This is a genomic window from Actinocorallia herbida (genome assembly GCF_003751225.1).
In the GTDB taxonomy this organism is placed as follows: domain Bacteria; phylum Actinomycetota; class Actinomycetes; order Streptosporangiales; family Streptosporangiaceae; genus Actinocorallia; species Actinocorallia herbida.
Window position 1 is genome coordinate 1078328 of record NZ_RJKE01000001.1, and the last position, 16158, is coordinate 1094485.

The window sequence follows — 16158 nt, forward strand, 5'->3', positions numbered from 1 at the left end:
CGGCAGGGAATCTCGGGCGAGGAGACGTGGAGCGGGGAACGACGAAACCAGGAGGTTTCCCGTGTCAGATGCCGTACGCATCGACGGAGCGCACAGCTCCGAAGCCGTGATCGACAACGGTTCCTTCGGCGTCCGCAAGCTGCGTTTCGAGACCGGCCGTCTCGCGCGCCAGGCCGGCGGCTCCGCCGTCGTCTACCTGGACGACGACACCATGGTCCTGTCCGCCACGTCCGCCTCCAAGCGGCCGAAGGACAACCTCGACTTCTTCCCCCTGACGGTGGACGTCGAGGAGCGCATGTACGCCGCGGGCCGGATCCCCGGCTCGTTCTTCCGCCGTGAGGGCCGCCCGTCCGAGGACGCCGTCCTCACGTGCCGCCTCATCGACCGCCCGCTGCGCCCGTCCTTCGTCAAGGGACTGCGCAACGAGATCCAGGTCGTCGTCACGGTCATGGCGCTCAACCCCGAGCACCTGTACGACGTCGCCGCGATCAACGCCGCGTCGATGTCCACCCAGCTCGCGGGGCTGCCCTTCTCCGGCCCGATCGGCGGCGTCCGCGTCGCGCTGATCGACGGCCAGTGGGTCGCGTTCCCGACCCACCCCGAGCTGGAGCGCGCCACCTTCGACATGGTGGTCGCCGGCCGCACCCTGGCCGACGGCGACGTCGCGATCATGATGGTCGAGGCCGAGTCCACCACCGGCACCCTGAACCTGGTCGCCGAAGGCGCCGTGGGCCCGACGGAGGAGACCGTCGCCCAGGGCCTCGAGGCCGCCAAGCCCTTCATCAAGGAGCTGTGCCGGGCCCAGGTCGAGCTGGCCGAGATCGCCGCCAAGGAGACCGCCGAGTACCCCGTCTTCCTCGACTACGAGGCCGACGCGCTCGAGGCCGTCACCGCCGAGGTCTCCGCCGACCTCGCCCAGGCGCTGACCATCGCGGGCAAGCAGGAGCGCGAAGAGCGCCTCGCGGAGATCCAGGCCGTCGCCGTCGAGAAGCTCGCCGAGCGTTTCGAGGGCCGCGAGAAGGAGATCCCCGCCGCGATCCGCTCGCTCACCAAGAAGCTGATCCGCGAGCGCATCATCAGCGAGGGCGTCCGCATCGACGGCCGCGGCGTCAAGGACATCCGCCAGCTGTCCGCCGAGGCCCACGTGGTCCCGCGCGTGCACGGCTCGGCGCTGTTCGAGCGCGGCGAGACCCAGATCCTGGGCGTGACCACGCTGAACATGCTCCGCATGGAGCAGACGATCGACACGCTCAACCCCGAGCGCACCAAGCGCTACATGCACAACTACAACTTCCCGCCGTACTCGGTCGGTGAGACCGGCCGCGTGGGCTCGCCCAAGCGTCGCGAGATCGGCCACGGCGCGCTCGCCGAGCGGGCCCTGCTGCCGGTGCTGCCGACCCGCGAGGAGTTCCCCTACGCGATCCGCCAGGTGTCGGAGGCGCTGGGCTCGAACGGCTCGACCTCGATGGGCTCGGTCTGCGCGTCCACGATGTCGCTGCTGGACGCGGGCGTGCCGCTGAAGGCGCCGGTCGCGGGCATCGCGATGGGCCTCATCCACGAGGGCGGCGAGTACGTCACCCTGACCGACATCCTCGGCGCCGAGGACGCGTTCGGCGACATGGACTTCAAGGTCGCCGGTACCAAGGAGCTCATCACCGCGCTCCAGCTCGACACCAAGCTCGACGGCATCCCCGCCGAGGTTCTGGCCGCCGCGCTGCGCCAGGCCCGGGGCGCCCGCCTCGCGATCCTCGACGTCATGGAGGACGCGATCGAGGGCACCGCCGAGATGAGCGAGTACGCGCCGCGGATCATCACCATCAAGGTGCCCGTGGACAAGATCGGCGAGGTCATCGGCCCGAAGGGCAAGATGATCAACTCGATCCAGGCGGACACCGGTGCCGAGATCACCATCGAGGACGACGGCACCATCTACGTCGGCGCGACGAACGGCCCCTCCGCCGAGGCCGCGCGCCAGGCGATCAACTCGATCGCCAACCCGCACATGCCGGAGATCGGCGAGCGCTACCTGGGCACGGTCGTCAAGACCACCACCTTCGGCGCGTTCGTCTCCCTCATGCCGGGCAAGGACGGCCTGCTGCACGTCTCCCAGCTGCGCAAGCTGCACGGCGGCGTCCGGATCGAGAACGTCGAGGACTTCATCAAGGTCGGCGAGAAGATCCAGGTCGAGGTCACCGAGATCGACCCACGCGGCAAGCTGTCGCTGGTCCCGGTCGAGGTCATCGAGAAGGAGGCCGCGGGCGCGGCGTCCGGTGACGCGCCGGCCGCCGAGCAGGCCGCGGGCGAGTCGGCCGAGGGCGGGGACTCCCGTCCGCCGCGCCGCACCCGCACCCGTCGTCCGGCCTCGGACCGGGGCGGCGACCGCGGCGGCGAGCGCGACCGCAACTCCTGATCCCGCCTTACGGGCACATGCCTCAGCTGACCGGCCGGTTCCGCCCCACGGCGGACCGGTCGGTTCGCGCTTGGCCCCCCGGCCGCCGACGCGGCCACCGCATCCGGCGAACGGAAAGAGAACAGAGTTGAGCATCTCAGCCGTCGAGCAGGAGCCCGGCAGCACCGTCATCCTTCACCCCGGCGCCGACGGGGTCGGCGTGGTCCAGCGGACCGTGCTGCCCGGCGGCCTGCGGGTCGTCACCGAGACCATGCCGACGGTCCGGTCGGTGGCGTTCGGAATCTGGGCCGGGATCGGCTCGCGCGACGAGGACCTCGCCGACGCGGGCGCCACCCACTACCTCGAGCACCTGCTGTTCAAGGGGACCTCCCGCCGGTCGGCGCTGGAGATCTCCGCCACGATGGACGCGGTCGGCGGCGACCTCAACGCGTTCACCGCCAAGGAGTACACCTGCTACTACGCGCGGGTGCTGGACTCCGACCTGCCTCTCGCGGTGGACGTGGTGTCGGACATGCTGACCTCCTCGCTCATCGAAGAGGCCGACGTGGAGGCCGAGCGCGGGGTCATCCTCGAAGAGATCTCGATGCGGGACGACGACCCGTCGGACCTCATCCACGACGAGTTCTCCATCGCCCTGTACGGCGACGCGCCGCTGGGCCGGCCGATCCTCGGCACCGTGGAGACGATCAACGCGCTCCAGCGGGACGGCATCGCGCGGTACTACCACTCGCACTACAACGCGCCGAACCTCGTCGTCGCGGTCGCCGGCAACGTCGACCACGCCAAGGTCGTCGCGCTGGTGGAGAAGGCCTTCGCGGGCCGCCTCAGCGGGTCGGACCAGCCGACCCCGGCGCGGATCGGCGGTGAGCCGACCCCGACGCTGGGCGGCGGCACCCGCCTGATCGTGGACGACACCGAGCAGGCCCATCTGGTCCTCGGCGTCCCGGCGCTGGCCCGCACCGACGAGCGGCGGTTCGCGCTCGGCGTGCTGAACGCGGCGTTCGGCGGCGGGATGTCCTCGCGGATCTTCCAGGAGGTCAGGGAGAAGAGGGGCCTGGCCTACTCGGTCTACAGCTACACCTCCCAGCACGCCGACACCGGCTCGTTCGGCCTGTACGCGGGCTGCCAGCCCGCCAAGGTCGACGAGGTGCTGAAGATCTGCCGGGAGGAGCTCGCCAAGGCCGCCTCGGGCGGCCTGACGGCGGAGGAGCTCGCGCGCGGCAAGGGTCAGCTGCGCGGCTCGACGGTGCTGGGCCTGGAGGACACGGGGTCGCGGATGAGCCGGATCGGCAAGGCCGAGCTGGTGTACGACAGGCTGATGTCGGTGGACGAGATGCTGTCGCGCATCGACGCGGTCACCCTGGACGAGGTCAACGCCCTGGCGGCCGAGCTGCTGGACCAGCGCCCGACCCTGACGGTGATCGGCCCGTTCGAGGGCAGGGAGTTCCCCGTCTGACGGGAGAGTGCGGGAGCCGGGTCGGCGCGTTGACCCGGTTCCCGCTCGTAGTAAGTGTGCACTTTTTGCGAGATTTGTAAAGGCTCGGAGGGTTCCATGATCAAGGTCGGAGTGCTGGGCGGACGCGGCAGGATGGGCGCCGAGGTCGTCCGGGCGGTCGAGGGCGCGGCGGACATGGAGCTCGTCGCGGCGGTGGACCAGGGCGAGTCGCTGGACGCGCTCCAGGGCGCCGAGGTGGTCGTGGACTTCACCCACCCGGGCGTCGTGATGGGCAACCTGGAGTACCTGATCGGGCACGGCATCCACGCCGTCGTCGGCACCAGCGGCTTCGAGCCCGAGCGGGTCGAGCGGATCCGCGGCTGGCAGGCGGCCAAGCCCGGCGCCAAGGTGCTGATCGCCCCCAACTTCGGGGTCGGCGCGGTGCTGATGATGGCCTTCGCGCGCAAGGCCGCGCCGTTCTTCGAGTCCGTCGAGGTGGTCGAACTGCACCATCCGAACAAGATCGACGCGCCCAGCGGCACCGCCTACCGGACCGCCGAGCTCATCGCCGAGGCGCGCCGCGAGGCGGGCTGCGTCGCGATGCCGGACGCCACCACCGAGGAGATCGACGGGGCGCGCGGCGCCAGCGTCGAGGACGTGCGCATCCACTCGGTGCGCCTGTCCGGGCTGGTGGCCCACCAGGAGGTCCTGCTCGGCGGGCACGGCGAGATCTTCACGCTGCGGCACGACTCGATGAACCGCGAGTCGTTCATGCCGGGCGTCCTGTTGGGCGTCCGCAAGGTCGCCGACCTGCCCGACGCGCTCACCGTCGGCCTCGAACCCCTCCTGGGCCTGTGACCTCCCCGGTGTTCGTCGGGGAGCCCTGGGACTTCCTGGGCGCCTCCGACGTGGTCGATTTCGAGCACCCGGCGATCCAGGCGCTCTCGTCGCGGTTCCCCGACGGGGACCTCGCCTACGCGCAGGCGGCCTTCGACTTCGTCCGGGACGAGATCACGCACTCCGTCGACGCGGGGGACGTCAGGGTGCCCTGGCGGGCCTCCGACGTCCTGGCCCAGGGCACGGGGTTCTGCTACGCCAAGGACCACCTGTACGTGGCGCTGCTGCGGCTCGCGGGCATCCCTTCGGGCTTCGGCTACCAGCGGCTCTCGGACGACCGGGGCGGCTTCGTGCTGCACGGGATCGTCGCGGCGGAACTCGACGGGCGCTGGATCCGGCTGGATCCGCGCGGCGACCGGCCCGGCCTGCGCACGTGGTTCTCGGCGGAGGAGGACATCCTCGCCTACCGGCCCGACGAGGCCGCGGGGGAGAAGACCTACCCCGAGGTCTACGCGCAGCCGCACCCCACGGTGCTGAGGGCGCTCCAGGAAGCCGAGGACTGCCCTTCGCTGGCCACGGGCGGCCTGCCTTCCGACCTCGACTGACGATCGGCCCACCGGGCTTTACGGGGCCTGGAAGCCGTACTTGTGGAACAGCGCCCGCGCCTCGTCGCCGGCGAGCCACTCGACGAAGGCCGTGGCCTCCGGCAGGTGGTCGGACTCGGCGACGGGAGCGACGGGGAACTCGGCCTTGACGTTGAAGACCGCCGGGATGGCGACGCTGCTCGCCGCCGCCCCGGCGGTCTTCATGTCGGTGAGGTAGACCAGCCCCGCGTCGGCCCGGCCCGACCTGACGAGGTCGAGCACGTCCCGGGAGTCGACCTCCTCGGACTTCAGCGCCAGGGGCACCCCGGCCTTGGTGAGGACCTGCTGGGAGTAGCGGCCGAGCGGCCCCACCGAGGTGCCGAGCACGATCCGCAGCTTCTTGCGCTCCAGTGACCGGACACCGGTGAGGCCGAGCGGGTTGCCGGGGGCGACCGCGATGGTCAGGGAGTCCGCGGCGACGACGTACGGGGTGCCGAGGTCGTCGCGGATGTCGTCCAGCGCGCCGACGTCGCCCGCCGCGACGACGTCGGCCCGGTCGACCTCGTCGGGCAGTTCCTGGGCGCCGCGGAATTCAAGTCGGAAGCGGACATGCGGGACATGCTGGTGATAGACGGCGGTGAGGTCGGACAGGACCTCGGTCATCGAGGAGCCCGCGAGCATCCGCAGGGTCACCGGGCCGTCGGAACCTGCGGCGCACCCGGTGGACGCGAGCAGCACGAGGGCGATCACCAGGGCACGCATGGGCATGACGATAACGGGATCAAGTGCGCCCGGCGTCCGGTAGCCCCAGATACGCCGTAAGGCCGCGTTCTGTCGGTGGGGGTGGCTAGGGTCGGCGCATGGACTTGATCGAGCAGCTTCCGGGGGACTGGCGCGACGCCATGGACCTCGATCCCCTCGCCACCGCCGCCCTGGGCTCCTTCGTCGAGGGCGAGTACACCGCGGGCACCGTCTACCCGCCGCGCGAAGACCTCCTCAACGCCTTCCGGCACACCACGCTCGCCGACGCGCGGGTGCTCATCCTCGGCCAGGACCCCTACCACGGCCCAGGCCAGGCGCACGGGCTCAGCTTCAGCGTCCGCGAAGGCGTGAAGCTGCCCCCGTCGCTGCGCAACATCTACAAGGAGCTGGCCACCGACCTCGGCGTCGCGCCGGCCGCGAGCGGCGATCTCACCCGCTGGGCCGACCAGGGCGTCCTGCTGCTCAACGCGGTTCTGACGGTCCGGGCGAGCGAGGCGGGCTCGCACGCCAAGAAGGGCTGGGAGGAGTTCACCGACGCCGCGATCCGCGCCCTGAACGCCAAGTCCGAGCGCGTCGTGTTCATCCTGTGGGGCGCCTACGCCCGCAAGAAGGCCGCCCTGGTGACGAACCCGCAGCACTTCGTGCACGAGTCCGCCCACCCGAGCCCGCTCAGCGCCCGCACCTTCTTCGGCACCCAGCCGTTCAGCAAGGCCAACAAGGCGCTCGCCGACTCCGGCCAGCCGGAGATCACCTGGTGAGCGTGCCCACCGCGGTGGCCGCGCCGTCGTTGAGGCCGTAGACCAGTTCGGATCCGGTGAGCGACAGGGTGACCGGAACCGCGCCCGCGCAGCCGGCTCCGCTCCCGCTCTCCAGGACGAGGATCTGCACGGCGTCGGCCTCGGTGAGGGTGAGGTCCTTGGTGCAGGCGGGCCCGGCGTGCTCGCTGGTGCCCACCTTGTCGCCGAGCCCTCCACCGGTGAGCGTGATCGTCAGCTTCTGCCCGGCGCCCTTGTCCCCGGCCCGCACGACCCGCCCCTGCCAGGTGCCCAGGAAGCCCTCGGGCACCGACAGCGGGCTCTTCGCCTGGGGCGCGGTGGTTCCGCCGTCGGCGTCCGCGCCGTCGGTGAGCGCCCACAGCAGCACGGCGAGCAGGGGGACGATCAGGAGCCCGGCGACCACCCCGACGACCATCCCGGTGCGCAGCCCGATCCGGGCCTGGACCGTCCCGCCGAGGGAGACCTCGGACTCGGCGGAGGCGGCCACGGGATCGGGGCGGACGGGGTCGGCGGCCCCGGGTCCGGTCGGCTCGTCGTCCTTCGCGCGGGCGGGGGACACCGTCGGCGCGGGAGGAGTCGAGGGGGACGCCGGGAGCGGCCCGATCAGGGGCGCGTCGCCCTCCTCCGGGACGACCGCGACGAAGGGCGATCCGTCGACGCCGCGCTTGGCCGGGGCGGTGCCGCGCGGCGGCGCGGGAGCCTCGGGGGCGGGCGCGGGGATCGCCTCGATGGAGGCGATCGTGTTGGCGGAGGAATCGGGCACGCCGGTGAACGCCGCCAGCAGGTCCGCGGTCGTCGGGCGGCGGCGCGGATCCTTGTCCAGGGCCCGGGAGACCAACGGCAGCAGGGCGCGGTCCAGGCCGGTGAGCCGGGGAGGGTCGTGCGCGATCCGGTAGAGGATCTCCGGCATGGTGCCGCCCTCGAACGGGCCGCGGCCGGTGCCGGCGAACGCGATGACGCAGCCCCAGGAGAAGACGTCGGACGCCGCCGACGGCTCGCCGCCTTTGACGATCTCGGGCGCCATGTAGGACGGCGTGCCGATGAGCTGCCCCGCCCGGGTGACGCCTCCGCCGGAGTCCAGCGCGCGGGCGATGCCGAAGTCGATGACGCGGGGCCCGAACGCCGACAGCAGCACGTTGGAGGGCTTGAGGTCGCGGTGGACCAGCCCCGCGTCGTGGATCGCCGCGAGGGCCGTCGCGGTCCCCACCGCCAGCGCCTCGAGGTCGGCCCCGGGCAGGGCTCCGTTCCGGCCGACCGCCTCCTCCAGCGTCGGGCCCGCCACATGCTCGGTGACGATGTAGAAGGGCGCGGACTCGACCGAGGCGTCCAGGACGGGCGCGGTGCAGAAGCGGCGGACGAGCCGCGCGGCCTCGACCTCGCGGCGGAACCGCGTCTGGAACTGCGGGTCGCCCGCCGCGTCCGGGTTGATCACCTTCACCGCGACGGGCCGCCCGTCGCCGTCGGCGCCGAGGAACACCGTGCCCATGCCGCCGGCCCCCAGCCTGCCGGTCAGGCGGTAGGGCCCGACGGTCGCCGGATCTTCCGGCCGGAGGGACGCGTTCATGACCGGACCTTTACCCAGCGAGCCCGGCGCAAAGCGGACCTGTTCTCGGCCGACGTCGCGGTGTGGGCGAAGCCACATCGGTCTTCGGGGACGACCGAAGCCCGTCCGCGGCCGGGAGAAGGAAGCGCGGCCTCCCCCGGCCGGAGATCACCTGGCGATCGGGATCACGCCTTGATCAGGGTGCCGTAGACGTTCCCGAGCTGGTCCATGACCACCAGGCCCTCGTCGGTGAGCTTGACGACGAGCGTGAGCGACCCGGCGCACAGGCCCGATTCGCTGCGCTGGACCAGCTCCAGGGTCTGCGCCGAGGCGCTGACCAGGGTGTAGGTCGTGTCGCAGTCGTACTTGGCGATGAAGCCGCGGCCGACGGTCCCGCCGGTGAGGCCGCCGGTTATCTCCACGGAGGACAGGTGGGTGCTCCCGTCAGCCTCGGTGATCATGCCCTGCCAGGTGCCCAGGAACGCCTCGGGCACGTCACCGGAGGCGTCCACGGCGCCCGCGGCCTCCTCCTGCTCCTCCTGCTCCTCCTCCGGGGTGGCGCCCGGGGTCGGCGCGGCGCCGTCCGTCGTGCCGTTCCCGGCGGCGGAGATCGCCACGGGCGGCCGTTCTGCCGTGGTGTCGTCGCCGGCCCGGCTCAGCGCGAAGGCTCCGGCCGCCACGAGGGCGACCACCGCGACCCCGGCGAGCGCGCCGAGGACCAGGGCCCCCGGCCCGCTCTTCCTGGCGGCCGGGGGCACCGTCCAAGGCGCCGCGGGAGGATAGGGCGGCTGGGTGACGGGCTGCGGCCCCAGGCCCTGAGCGTGCGGATAGGGCGCGGGGACGGGCGTGGGCCCTCCCACGGGGATCTGCTGCGCGAACGGCTGCGGCGCCGGGGCGGGCTGCGGGGACGGCCGGCTCGGCTCCGGGTGCCCGGCGGCCTCCTCCGTCGAGGGGCCGGGCGGGAGGGTTCCGCCCCCGGCGGGCCGGGCGAAGGAGGGGACGGCGACCGCGGGCGGCTGCTCGGGGGGCTCGGCCCGGCCGGTGAGCGCGGTCAGCAGGGCGGGCACGGTCGGGCGGCGGGCGGGGTCCTTGTCGAGAGCGCGCACGAGCAGGTCGGTGAGGGCGGGGTCGAGCCCGTCCAGCCGGGGCGGCTCGTTGACGACCCGGTAGAGGACCTGCGGGACGCTGTCGCCGTCGAAGGGGCCGGCCCCGGTGGCGGCGAAGGCGACCGTGCAGGCCCAGGAGAAGACATCGGACGCCGGTCCGATGGAGCCGCCGGTGATGAGTTCGGGGGCCATGTAGGCGGGGGTCCCGATGAGCTGGCCGGTGTGCGTGACGCCGGTGCCGGTGTCGGCGGCGCGGGCGATGCCGAAGTCGATGACGCGGGGCCCGACCGCGGACAGCAGGACGTTGGCGGGTTTGAGGTCGCGGTGCACGAGGTCTGCGTCATGGATGGCGGAAAGGGCCGTGGCGATGCCGACGGCGAGCCCTTCCAGATCGGCCCCGCGCAGGGGCCCGTCCCGCCGGATCGCCTCATCCAGCGAGGGACCGGCGACGTATTCGGTGACGATGTAGAAGGGCGCCTCGTCGACCGCGGCGTCCAGGACGGGGGCGGTGCAGAAGCGGCGGACCCGCCGGGCCGTATCGACCTCGCGGCGGAATCGTGCGTGGAATGCGGTGTCCTCGGCCAGTGGCGCGTTGATCACCTTGACGGCGACCTTCGCCCCGTCCGGGGAGTCGGCCAGGAAGACGGTGCCCATTCCGCCACTGCCCAGCCGCCCGACGAGCACATAGGGACCGAGCGACTCCGGATCGCCCGCCCTGAGGGGTTCAGTCATGATCCAGAAGATAGAACACCAAGCGGCGATTAGGCGGTTAAAACCCCTTTAGTCGAAATATCCGGAGGTGCGGTCTTTCCGGCGTCCCGAGGGACGCCGGAAAGACCGTGGATCAGGCCTCGATGACGACCGGGACGATCATCGGGCGGCGGCGGTAGGACTCGCTCACCCACTTGCCGACGGTCCGGCGCATCTTCTGCCGGAGCTGGTGCACGTCGGCGCCGCCCTCGGCCGCGGACTCCGCGATGGCGGCGTCGATGCGGTTCAGGACCTCCTGGAAGTCCTGGTCGCCGATGCCCGCGCCGCGGGCGTGGATCTCCGGCCCGGCGATGACCTTGCCGGTGGAGGAGTCGACGACCACGACGACCGAGACGAAACCCTCTTCGCCCAGTATGCGGCGGTCCTTCAAGGAGGTCTCGGTGATCTCGCCGACGCTGGAGCCGTCCACGTAGACGTATCCGGCCGGGACCGCGCCGGTGATCTGCGCGTGCCCGTCGATGAGGTCGACGACGACGCCGTCCTCGGCGATGACGATGTTCTCGTCCGGCACGCCGGTCAGCGACGCCAGCTTGGCGTGGGCGCGCAGGTGCCGCCACTCGCCGTGCACCGGCATGAAGTTCGACGGCTTGGTCAGGTTGAGCAGGAACAGCAGCTCGCCCGCCGAGGAGTGGCCCGAGACGTGGACGAGGGCGTTGCCCTTGTGCACGACCCGCGCGCCCCACCGGGTGAGGCCGTTGATCACCCGGTTGACCGAGTTCTCGTTGCCCGGGATCAGCGACGACGCGAGCATCACGGTGTCGCGCTCGGTGATCCGGATCTGGTGGTGGTCGCGGTTGGCCATCCGGGACAGCGCCGACATCGGCTCGCCCTGCGAACCCGTGCAGACCAGCACGATCTTCTCGGGCGGCAGCTCGTCCAGCGCCTTCGGGTCCACCAGCAGGCCCTCGGGAACCTCCAGGTAGCCCAGCTCACGGGCGACGCCCATGTTGCGGACCATTGAGCGGCCCACGAAGGCGACCTTGCGCCCGGCCTTCACCGCGGCGTTCAGCACCTGCTGGACGCGGTGCACGTGCGAGGCGAAGCACGCGACGATGATCCGCTCCTCCGCGGTGCGGAACACGTTGTCGATCGCGCCGGAGATGTCGCGCTCGCTGGTGACGAACCCGGGGACCTCGGCGTTGGTCGAGTCCGACATCAGCAGGTCGATGCCCTCCGACCCGAGGCGCGCGAACGTGCCGAGGTCGGTGAGCCGCCCGTCGAGGGGGAGCTGGTCCATCTTGAAGTCGCCGGTGTGCACCACGAGCCCGGCCGGGGTCCGGACGCCCACCGCCATCGCGTCGGGGATGGAGTGGTTGACCGCGAGGAACTCGCAGTCGAACGGTCCGAACGAGCAGCGCTCGCCGTCGGCGACGACCTGGAGCCGCGGTTTGATCCGGTGCTCCGCCAGCTTGGCCTCGACCAGCGCCAGCGTCAGCCGGGAGCCGACGAGGGGGATGTCGGGCCGCTCGCGCAGCAGGTAGGGGACCGCGCCGATGTGGTCCTCGTGCCCGTGCGTGAGGACCACGGCCTCGATCAGGTCGAGCCTGTCCCGGATGTAGTCGAAGTCCGGCAGGATCAGGTCGACTCCCGGCTGCTCTTCCTCCGGGAAGAGCACGCCGCAGTCGACGATCAGCAGGCGTCCGTCGTATTCGAACACGGCCATGTTGCGGCCGATCTCACCGAGTCCGCCCAGCGCGACGATCCGCAGGGCTCCCTGCGGAAGGGCGGGCGGCAGGCCCAGTTCGGGATGCGGATGGCTCATACGGCGCCCTCGGTAACGGTAAAACTCACTCAGCGGCCTCCACTTTGATACCCCCTGTGATCAAGTCTTCGCGCAATTGCGCCGTGAACTCCGGCGTCGCGTCCACCAGCGGGGCGCGCACTGTCCCGCTGGGCAAGCCCTGGAGGGCGAGCGCGGCCTTGACCGCGATGACCCCCTGTGTCCTGGTCATGATCGCGGCGACGACGGGGAGCAGCCGGCGGTGGATCGCCAGCGCCCCGGTGACGTCACCGGACCTGTAGAGGTCAATCATCTCATGCAGTTCGGTGCCCGCCACGTGGCCCACGACGCTGACGAACCCGGCGGCCCCCTGGGACAGCCAGGCGAGGTTCAGGTTGTCGTCGCCCGAGTAGTAGGCGAGGTCGGTGGCCGCCATCACCTGGGAGGAGGCGAAGAGGTCGGCCTTGGCGTCCTTGACCGCGACGATCCGGTCGTGGTCGGCCAGCCGGATCAGGGTGTCGCTCGCGATGGGCACGCCCGCCCGGCCCGGGATGTCATAGAGCATCACGGGGAGGCCGGTGGAGTCGGCGATCGCCGTCATGTGACGGTAGATACCCTCCTGCGGCGGCTTGTTGTAGTACGGACATACGGTGAGCAGTCCGTCGGCGCCGGCCCCCTCGGCCATTTTCGCCAGATGGATGCTGTGCCGGGTGTCGTTGCTGCCGGCCCCGAACACGATGGAGGCCCGGTCTCCGACGGCCTCCACGACCGCGCGCAGGACGCGCTCTTTCTCCGCGTCGTCGGTGGTGGGGGACTCACCGGTGGTTCCGTTGATCACCAGGCCGTCGTGGCGGCGCTCGTCCACCAGGCGGACGGCGAGCTCGGCGGCGCCGTCGGCGTCCACGGAGCCGTCGGCGTGCATCGGGGTGATCATCGCGGTGAGCATCCGGCCGAACGGGGCGTCGGGTGTTGTGCTGGGTGCCATGCACCGAACCGTACCCCGCGCCGCACCCCACAATGAGCCTGAGCCCGTCGCCGGAGCCCTCCCGAAAAGGGAGACGCCGTCTTGATCCACGCTCGGGGGTACGCGGATCAAGACGGCGTCTACCCGGCTATCGCCCTTGCTGAATCGGGCGTTACGCCGATCCGGCCGGATCTTCGGTCACAGGTAGGAAACGGTGTTCTCCGGGCCGTCACACGAGTGACGTGTGCAGCCGGACCATCTCGACGGGGCTGCCGAGGTCGAGGGTGCGGGTGGCGCCGTCGGGGGCCCATCCGGCGGGCTCCAGGAAGGCGCGCAGGCCCGCGTCGGCGGCGAAGACCCAGGTCACGGCGGTCGTGAACGACAGTTCGCGCAGCTGGTCGGCGACCGCGGACAGCAGGCGGCTGCCGTGCCCCTCGCGGACGCGCGCCGGATCGACCGCGACGGTGATCAGCTCGGCGGCGTCGGCGTCCTGGTCGGGGTCCTCGGCCGGAGCGAAGGCGGCGAAGCCGACCACTACCCCGTCGGCGACCGCGGTGAGCACCCGGTGCCTTCCGGAGGGCGGCGCGGTCACCGCCTCGGCCCATCGCGCGCGCCACGGCTCGGCCGACGCGGTCATCTCCGCCAGCGGCTCCGCGGGCATGAAGCCCCGGTAGGCGGCCTGCCAGGCCCTCACCTGGATCTCGGCCACCGCGGGGGTGTCACCGAGCCTTGCGTCCCTGACTCCGACGTCCGTCATGGGCGGTCACGCTACCGCGTCGCCCGCAGGGCGGCGGCCAGGCGTCGGACGCCCTCGGGAAGGGCGTCGATGTCCGGGGCGGCGCTGTAGCTGAGGCGCAGATGCGCGGCGGGAGGCTCGGCGGGGAAGTACGGCCTGCCGGGGGCGATGGCGACGCCGTGGGCCCAAGCCGCCTGGGCGAGGGCGACGTCGTCCACGCCCTCGGGCAGGCGGCCCCACAGGTACAGGCCGCCGGAGGGCAGTGAAGGGATCTCCAAGTCGGGGAGGTGCTCGGCGAGCGCGGCGGCCAGCACGTCGCGGCGGCGCCTCAGCTCCGCGGACACGGCCCGCAGATGGCGCGGCCAGGCGGGGGAGGAGACGAACTCCAGAGCCGTCTCCTGGAGGGGCCGGGCGGGGAAGAACGTCTCGACGAGCTGGGCCGCCCGGATCCGCTCCGCGACGGGCCCTCGCGCGACGATCCCGGAGATCCGCAGGGACGGCGCGGTGACCTTGGTCAGGGACGCGATGTGCACGACGGTCCCGGCGGCGTCCCCGGAGACCAGGGGGGCGGGGGCGGCGCCCATGGACAGGTGCCTGGCGAAGTCGTCCTCGATGAGGAACGCCCCGGCCGCGCGGGCCGCCTCCAGGACCCCGGTCCTGCGCGCGGGCGACAGCACGGCGCCCGTCGGGTTGTGGAAGGTCGGCTGGCAGAAGAACGCGCGGGCGCCGGTGCGGGCGAACGCCTCGGCGAGGAGCGCGGGGTCCACGCCTTCGTCGTCGACGGGTACCGGGACGGGCACGAGGCCCGCCGCGCGGGCGGCGGCGATCGCGCCGGGGTAGGTCGGCGACTCCACGAGGACGGGCCCGCCCGGCGGCACGATGGCCCGCAAAGCGAGCCACAGGGCGGCCTGGCCGCCTCCGGCGATGAGGACGTCCTCGGGGGCGCAGCCGGTGAGCCCGGCGAACCAGGCGCGCAGCTCGGGCAGCCCCTCCTGCGGGGGCGCCGCCCAGGCCTGGGGCCGCCTGCCGGCCCGCGCGCTAGCCGCGGCCAGCGCGCGGGCCGGCCGCAGCCCTTCCGGCAGGTAGCCGCCGACGAGGGGGATCACCCCGTCGGGGACCGGGATGAGCCCGAGGGCGACCCCTTCGGCGTCGACCCTGCGGTCGCCGAGCGCGGTGTTCTGCCAGCTCCGGTCGGCGGCGCCGTGCGAGGCCCTGCGCTCGGCCACGAAGGTGCCGCTTCCGGGCTTGGTCACCACGACGCCCTCGGCGACGAGCAGTGCCAGCGCCCGGGACACCGTTACCGGGCTGACGCGGTAGCGCTCGGTCAGCGCTCGGCTCGACGGCATGCGGGTACCCGCCCTCAGGTCAGTGGCTTCGCGCCGCAGCCTGGTGGCGAGGGCGGCCACACTGCTATCGTTGTTCATGAGAGATAACGATAGCGCTACTGCCCTCGATCCGATAGCGCTCCTCCTCGCCTTCGGGGGAGTCCTCTCCTTCTCCTTCACCTTCCCGGCCACCGTCTTCGCGCTCGAAGGGCTCGACCCCTACCTGATCGGCATAGGCCGGGCCGCGTTCGTCGCCGTCCCCGCCGCGATCGCCCTGGCGTGCGCGCGGGCCCGCCTCCCACGCGAGCCCCGCGGCCTCCTGCTCGCGGGCCTCGGCACCATCGTCGGCTTCCCCGTCCTGTCTTCGGTCGCCCTCGGGCTCGGCGCCTCGGCCTCGCACAGCGCGGTCGTCATCGGCCTGCTGCCCGCGGCGACCGCCGTGGCCGCGGTCCTCTTCGCCGGGGAAAGGCCCGCGCCCGGCTTCTGGCGGGCGGCGCTCGCGGGCGCCGCGTGCGTGACGGTGTTCACCCTGTGGCAGGGCGGCGGCTCCTTCGCCCCCGCCGACCTCCTGCTCGTCGGGGCGCTCCTCCTCGGCGCCGTCGGATACGCCGAAGGCGCCCGCCTCGCCCGCTCCCGGCCCGCATGGCAGGTCGTCTGCTGGGCGCTGGTGCTGTACACGCCCCTGACGGTCCCCGTCACCGCCTACCTCCTCGCCACCACCTCTCCGGAGTGGACACCCCGCGCCCTCGGCGGCTTCGCTTACGTCTCCCTCTTCTCGATGTTCCTCGGCTTCTTCGCCTGGTACGCGGGCCTCGCCAGGGCCGGTATCGCCAAGGCCGGGCAGATCCAGCTCCTTCAGCCGCTCCTCACCCTCGGCTGGGCCGCCCTGTTCCTCGACGACCCCTTCGACCCGCTCACCGCGGTCGCCGCCTTGGCCGTCCTCGGGTGCGTCGCGTGGACCCAGCGGGCCTCCCGCGCCCCCCGCACGGTGACCCCTCGCGGCCCTTCCAGAAGCCGGACCTGGGGCCGGGTCCCCAGGTCCGGAAACCTCGAGGGCTACCGGCAGCCCCTCGCCTGACCAGCGCGCACGGCCCCCGTACCGCCCGGGGAGGGGGCCGTTCGGGACGATCCGGAGGCGGGAATAGGCTGGGGCCGCATCTGTCACCACCACCAGCGAAGACCGGGATGA

At 72.3% G+C, this 16158-nt stretch carries 13 protein-coding genes; 6 read left to right on the plus strand and 7 right to left on the minus strand.

The window, feature by feature from the left end:
• The first annotated feature begins 79 nt into the window (after window positions 1-79).
• The 4 genes from EDD29_RS05225 to EDD29_RS05240 all read left to right on the plus strand — a co-directional run bounded on the left by EDD29_RS05225 (window position 80) and on the right by EDD29_RS05240 (window position 5287).
• On the plus strand, window positions 80-2410 hold the full coding sequence (locus EDD29_RS05225) for a polyribonucleotide nucleotidyltransferase (RefSeq protein ID WP_123670285.1): 2331 nt from the start codon (window positions 80-82) through the stop codon (window positions 2408-2410).
• A gap of 127 nt (window positions 2411-2537) precedes the next feature.
• Window positions 2538-3866, plus strand: coding sequence for a M16 family metallopeptidase (locus tag EDD29_RS05230; protein WP_123662816.1), 1329 nt, complete (start codon window positions 2538-2540; stop codon window positions 3864-3866).
• Between the two features lie 96 nt (window positions 3867-3962).
• Window positions 3963-4703: a 4-hydroxy-tetrahydrodipicolinate reductase gene (gene dapB / locus EDD29_RS05235; protein ID WP_123662818.1), complete on the plus strand. Its 741-nt coding sequence runs from the start codon at window positions 3963-3965 to the stop codon at window positions 4701-4703.
• The gene (locus EDD29_RS05240) at window positions 4700-5287 is read left to right on the plus strand and encodes a transglutaminase-like domain-containing protein (protein WP_170201297.1); all 588 of its coding nucleotides are present in this window, start codon (window positions 4700-4702) and stop codon (window positions 5285-5287) included. The genes dapB and EDD29_RS05240 overlap by 4 nt, the downstream gene beginning before the upstream one ends.
• An 18-nt stretch (window positions 5288-5305) precedes the next feature.
• Here the strand turns inward: EDD29_RS05240 and modA are convergent, their stop codons facing one another.
• The gene (modA, locus tag EDD29_RS05245) at window positions 5306-6028 is read right to left on the minus strand and encodes a molybdate ABC transporter substrate-binding protein (protein ID WP_170201298.1); all 723 of its coding nucleotides are present in this window, start codon (window positions 6026-6028) and stop codon (window positions 5306-5308) included.
• Between the two features lie 98 nt (window positions 6029-6126).
• Here modA and EDD29_RS05250 point away from each other — a divergent pair, with 98 nt between their 5' ends.
• Window positions 6127-6786: a uracil-DNA glycosylase gene (locus EDD29_RS05250; protein WP_123662822.1), complete on the plus strand. Its 660-nt coding sequence runs from the start codon at window positions 6127-6129 to the stop codon at window positions 6784-6786.
• On the opposite strand, the gene EDD29_RS05255 is transcribed toward EDD29_RS05250, so the two are convergent.
• The 6 genes from EDD29_RS05255 to EDD29_RS05280 all read right to left on the minus strand — a co-directional run bounded on the left by EDD29_RS05255 (window position 6776) and on the right by EDD29_RS05280 (window position 15068).
• Window positions 6776-8368: a serine/threonine-protein kinase gene (locus EDD29_RS05255; RefSeq protein WP_170201299.1), complete on the minus strand. Its 1593-nt coding sequence runs from the start codon at window positions 8366-8368 to the stop codon at window positions 6776-6778. The genes EDD29_RS05250 and EDD29_RS05255 overlap by 11 nt on opposite strands.
• A 164-nt stretch (window positions 8369-8532) precedes the next feature.
• Window positions 8533-10185: a serine/threonine-protein kinase gene (locus EDD29_RS46195; protein ID WP_211359562.1), complete on the minus strand. Its 1653-nt coding sequence runs from the start codon at window positions 10183-10185 to the stop codon at window positions 8533-8535.
• Between the two features lie 112 nt (window positions 10186-10297).
• On the minus strand, window positions 10298-11986 hold the full coding sequence (locus EDD29_RS05265) for a ribonuclease J (protein ID WP_123662826.1): 1689 nt from the start codon (window positions 11984-11986) through the stop codon (window positions 10298-10300).
• Between the two features lie 25 nt (window positions 11987-12011).
• Window positions 12012-12929 (minus strand): 4-hydroxy-tetrahydrodipicolinate synthase, encoded by a 918-nt coding sequence (gene dapA, locus EDD29_RS05270; protein WP_123662828.1) that lies wholly within the window; start codon window positions 12927-12929, stop codon window positions 12012-12014.
• 208 nt (window positions 12930-13137) lie between these two features.
• Window positions 13138-13665, minus strand: coding sequence for a GNAT family N-acetyltransferase (locus EDD29_RS05275; protein ID WP_123662830.1), 528 nt, complete (start codon window positions 13663-13665; stop codon window positions 13138-13140).
• 11 nt (window positions 13666-13676) lie between these two features.
• Entirely contained in the window at window positions 13677-15068 is a 1392-nt protein-coding gene (locus tag EDD29_RS05280) for an aminotransferase-like domain-containing protein (protein ID WP_211359563.1), read from the minus strand.
• On the opposite strand from EDD29_RS05280, the gene EDD29_RS05285 reads away from it, so the two are divergent.
• On the plus strand, window positions 15067-16047 hold the full coding sequence (locus tag EDD29_RS05285) for a DMT family transporter (RefSeq protein WP_123662834.1): 981 nt from the start codon (window positions 15067-15069) through the stop codon (window positions 16045-16047). The genes EDD29_RS05280 and EDD29_RS05285 overlap by 2 nt on opposite strands.
• The last annotated feature ends 111 nt before the right edge of the window (window positions 16048-16158 follow it).

Excerpts from the sequence above, each read along its gene's own strand:
- dapB (WP_123662818.1), top strand. The coding sequence starts at position 3,963 with ATGATCAAGGTCGGAGTGCTGGGCGGACGCGGCAGGATGGGCGCCGAG.
- EDD29_RS05265 (WP_123662826.1), bottom strand. The coding sequence starts at position 11,986 with ATGAGCCATCCGCATCCCGAACTGGGCCTGCCGCCCGCCCTTCCGCAG.
- EDD29_RS05275 (WP_123662830.1), bottom strand. The coding sequence starts at position 13,665 with ATGACGGACGTCGGAGTCAGGGACGCAAGGCTCGGTGACACCCCCGCG.
- EDD29_RS46195 (WP_211359562.1), bottom strand. The coding sequence starts at position 10,185 with ATGACTGAACCCCTCAGGGCGGGCGATCCGGAGTCGCTCGGTCCCTAT.
- EDD29_RS05285 (WP_123662834.1), top strand. The coding sequence starts at position 15,067 with ATGAGAGATAACGATAGCGCTACTGCCCTCGATCCGATAGCGCTCCTC.
- EDD29_RS05250 (WP_123662822.1), top strand. The coding sequence starts at position 6,127 with ATGGACTTGATCGAGCAGCTTCCGGGGGACTGGCGCGACGCCATGGAC.
- EDD29_RS05280 (WP_211359563.1), bottom strand. The coding sequence starts at position 15,068 with ATGAACAACGATAGCAGTGTGGCCGCCCTCGCCACCAGGCTGCGGCGC.
- EDD29_RS05255 (WP_170201299.1), bottom strand. The coding sequence starts at position 8,368 with ATGAACGCGTCCCTCCGGCCGGAAGATCCGGCGACCGTCGGGCCCTAC.
- dapA (WP_123662828.1), bottom strand. The coding sequence starts at position 12,929 with ATGGCACCCAGCACAACACCCGACGCCCCGTTCGGCCGGATGCTCACC.
- modA (WP_170201298.1), bottom strand. The coding sequence starts at position 6,028 with ATGCGTGCCCTGGTGATCGCCCTCGTGCTGCTCGCGTCCACCGGGTGC.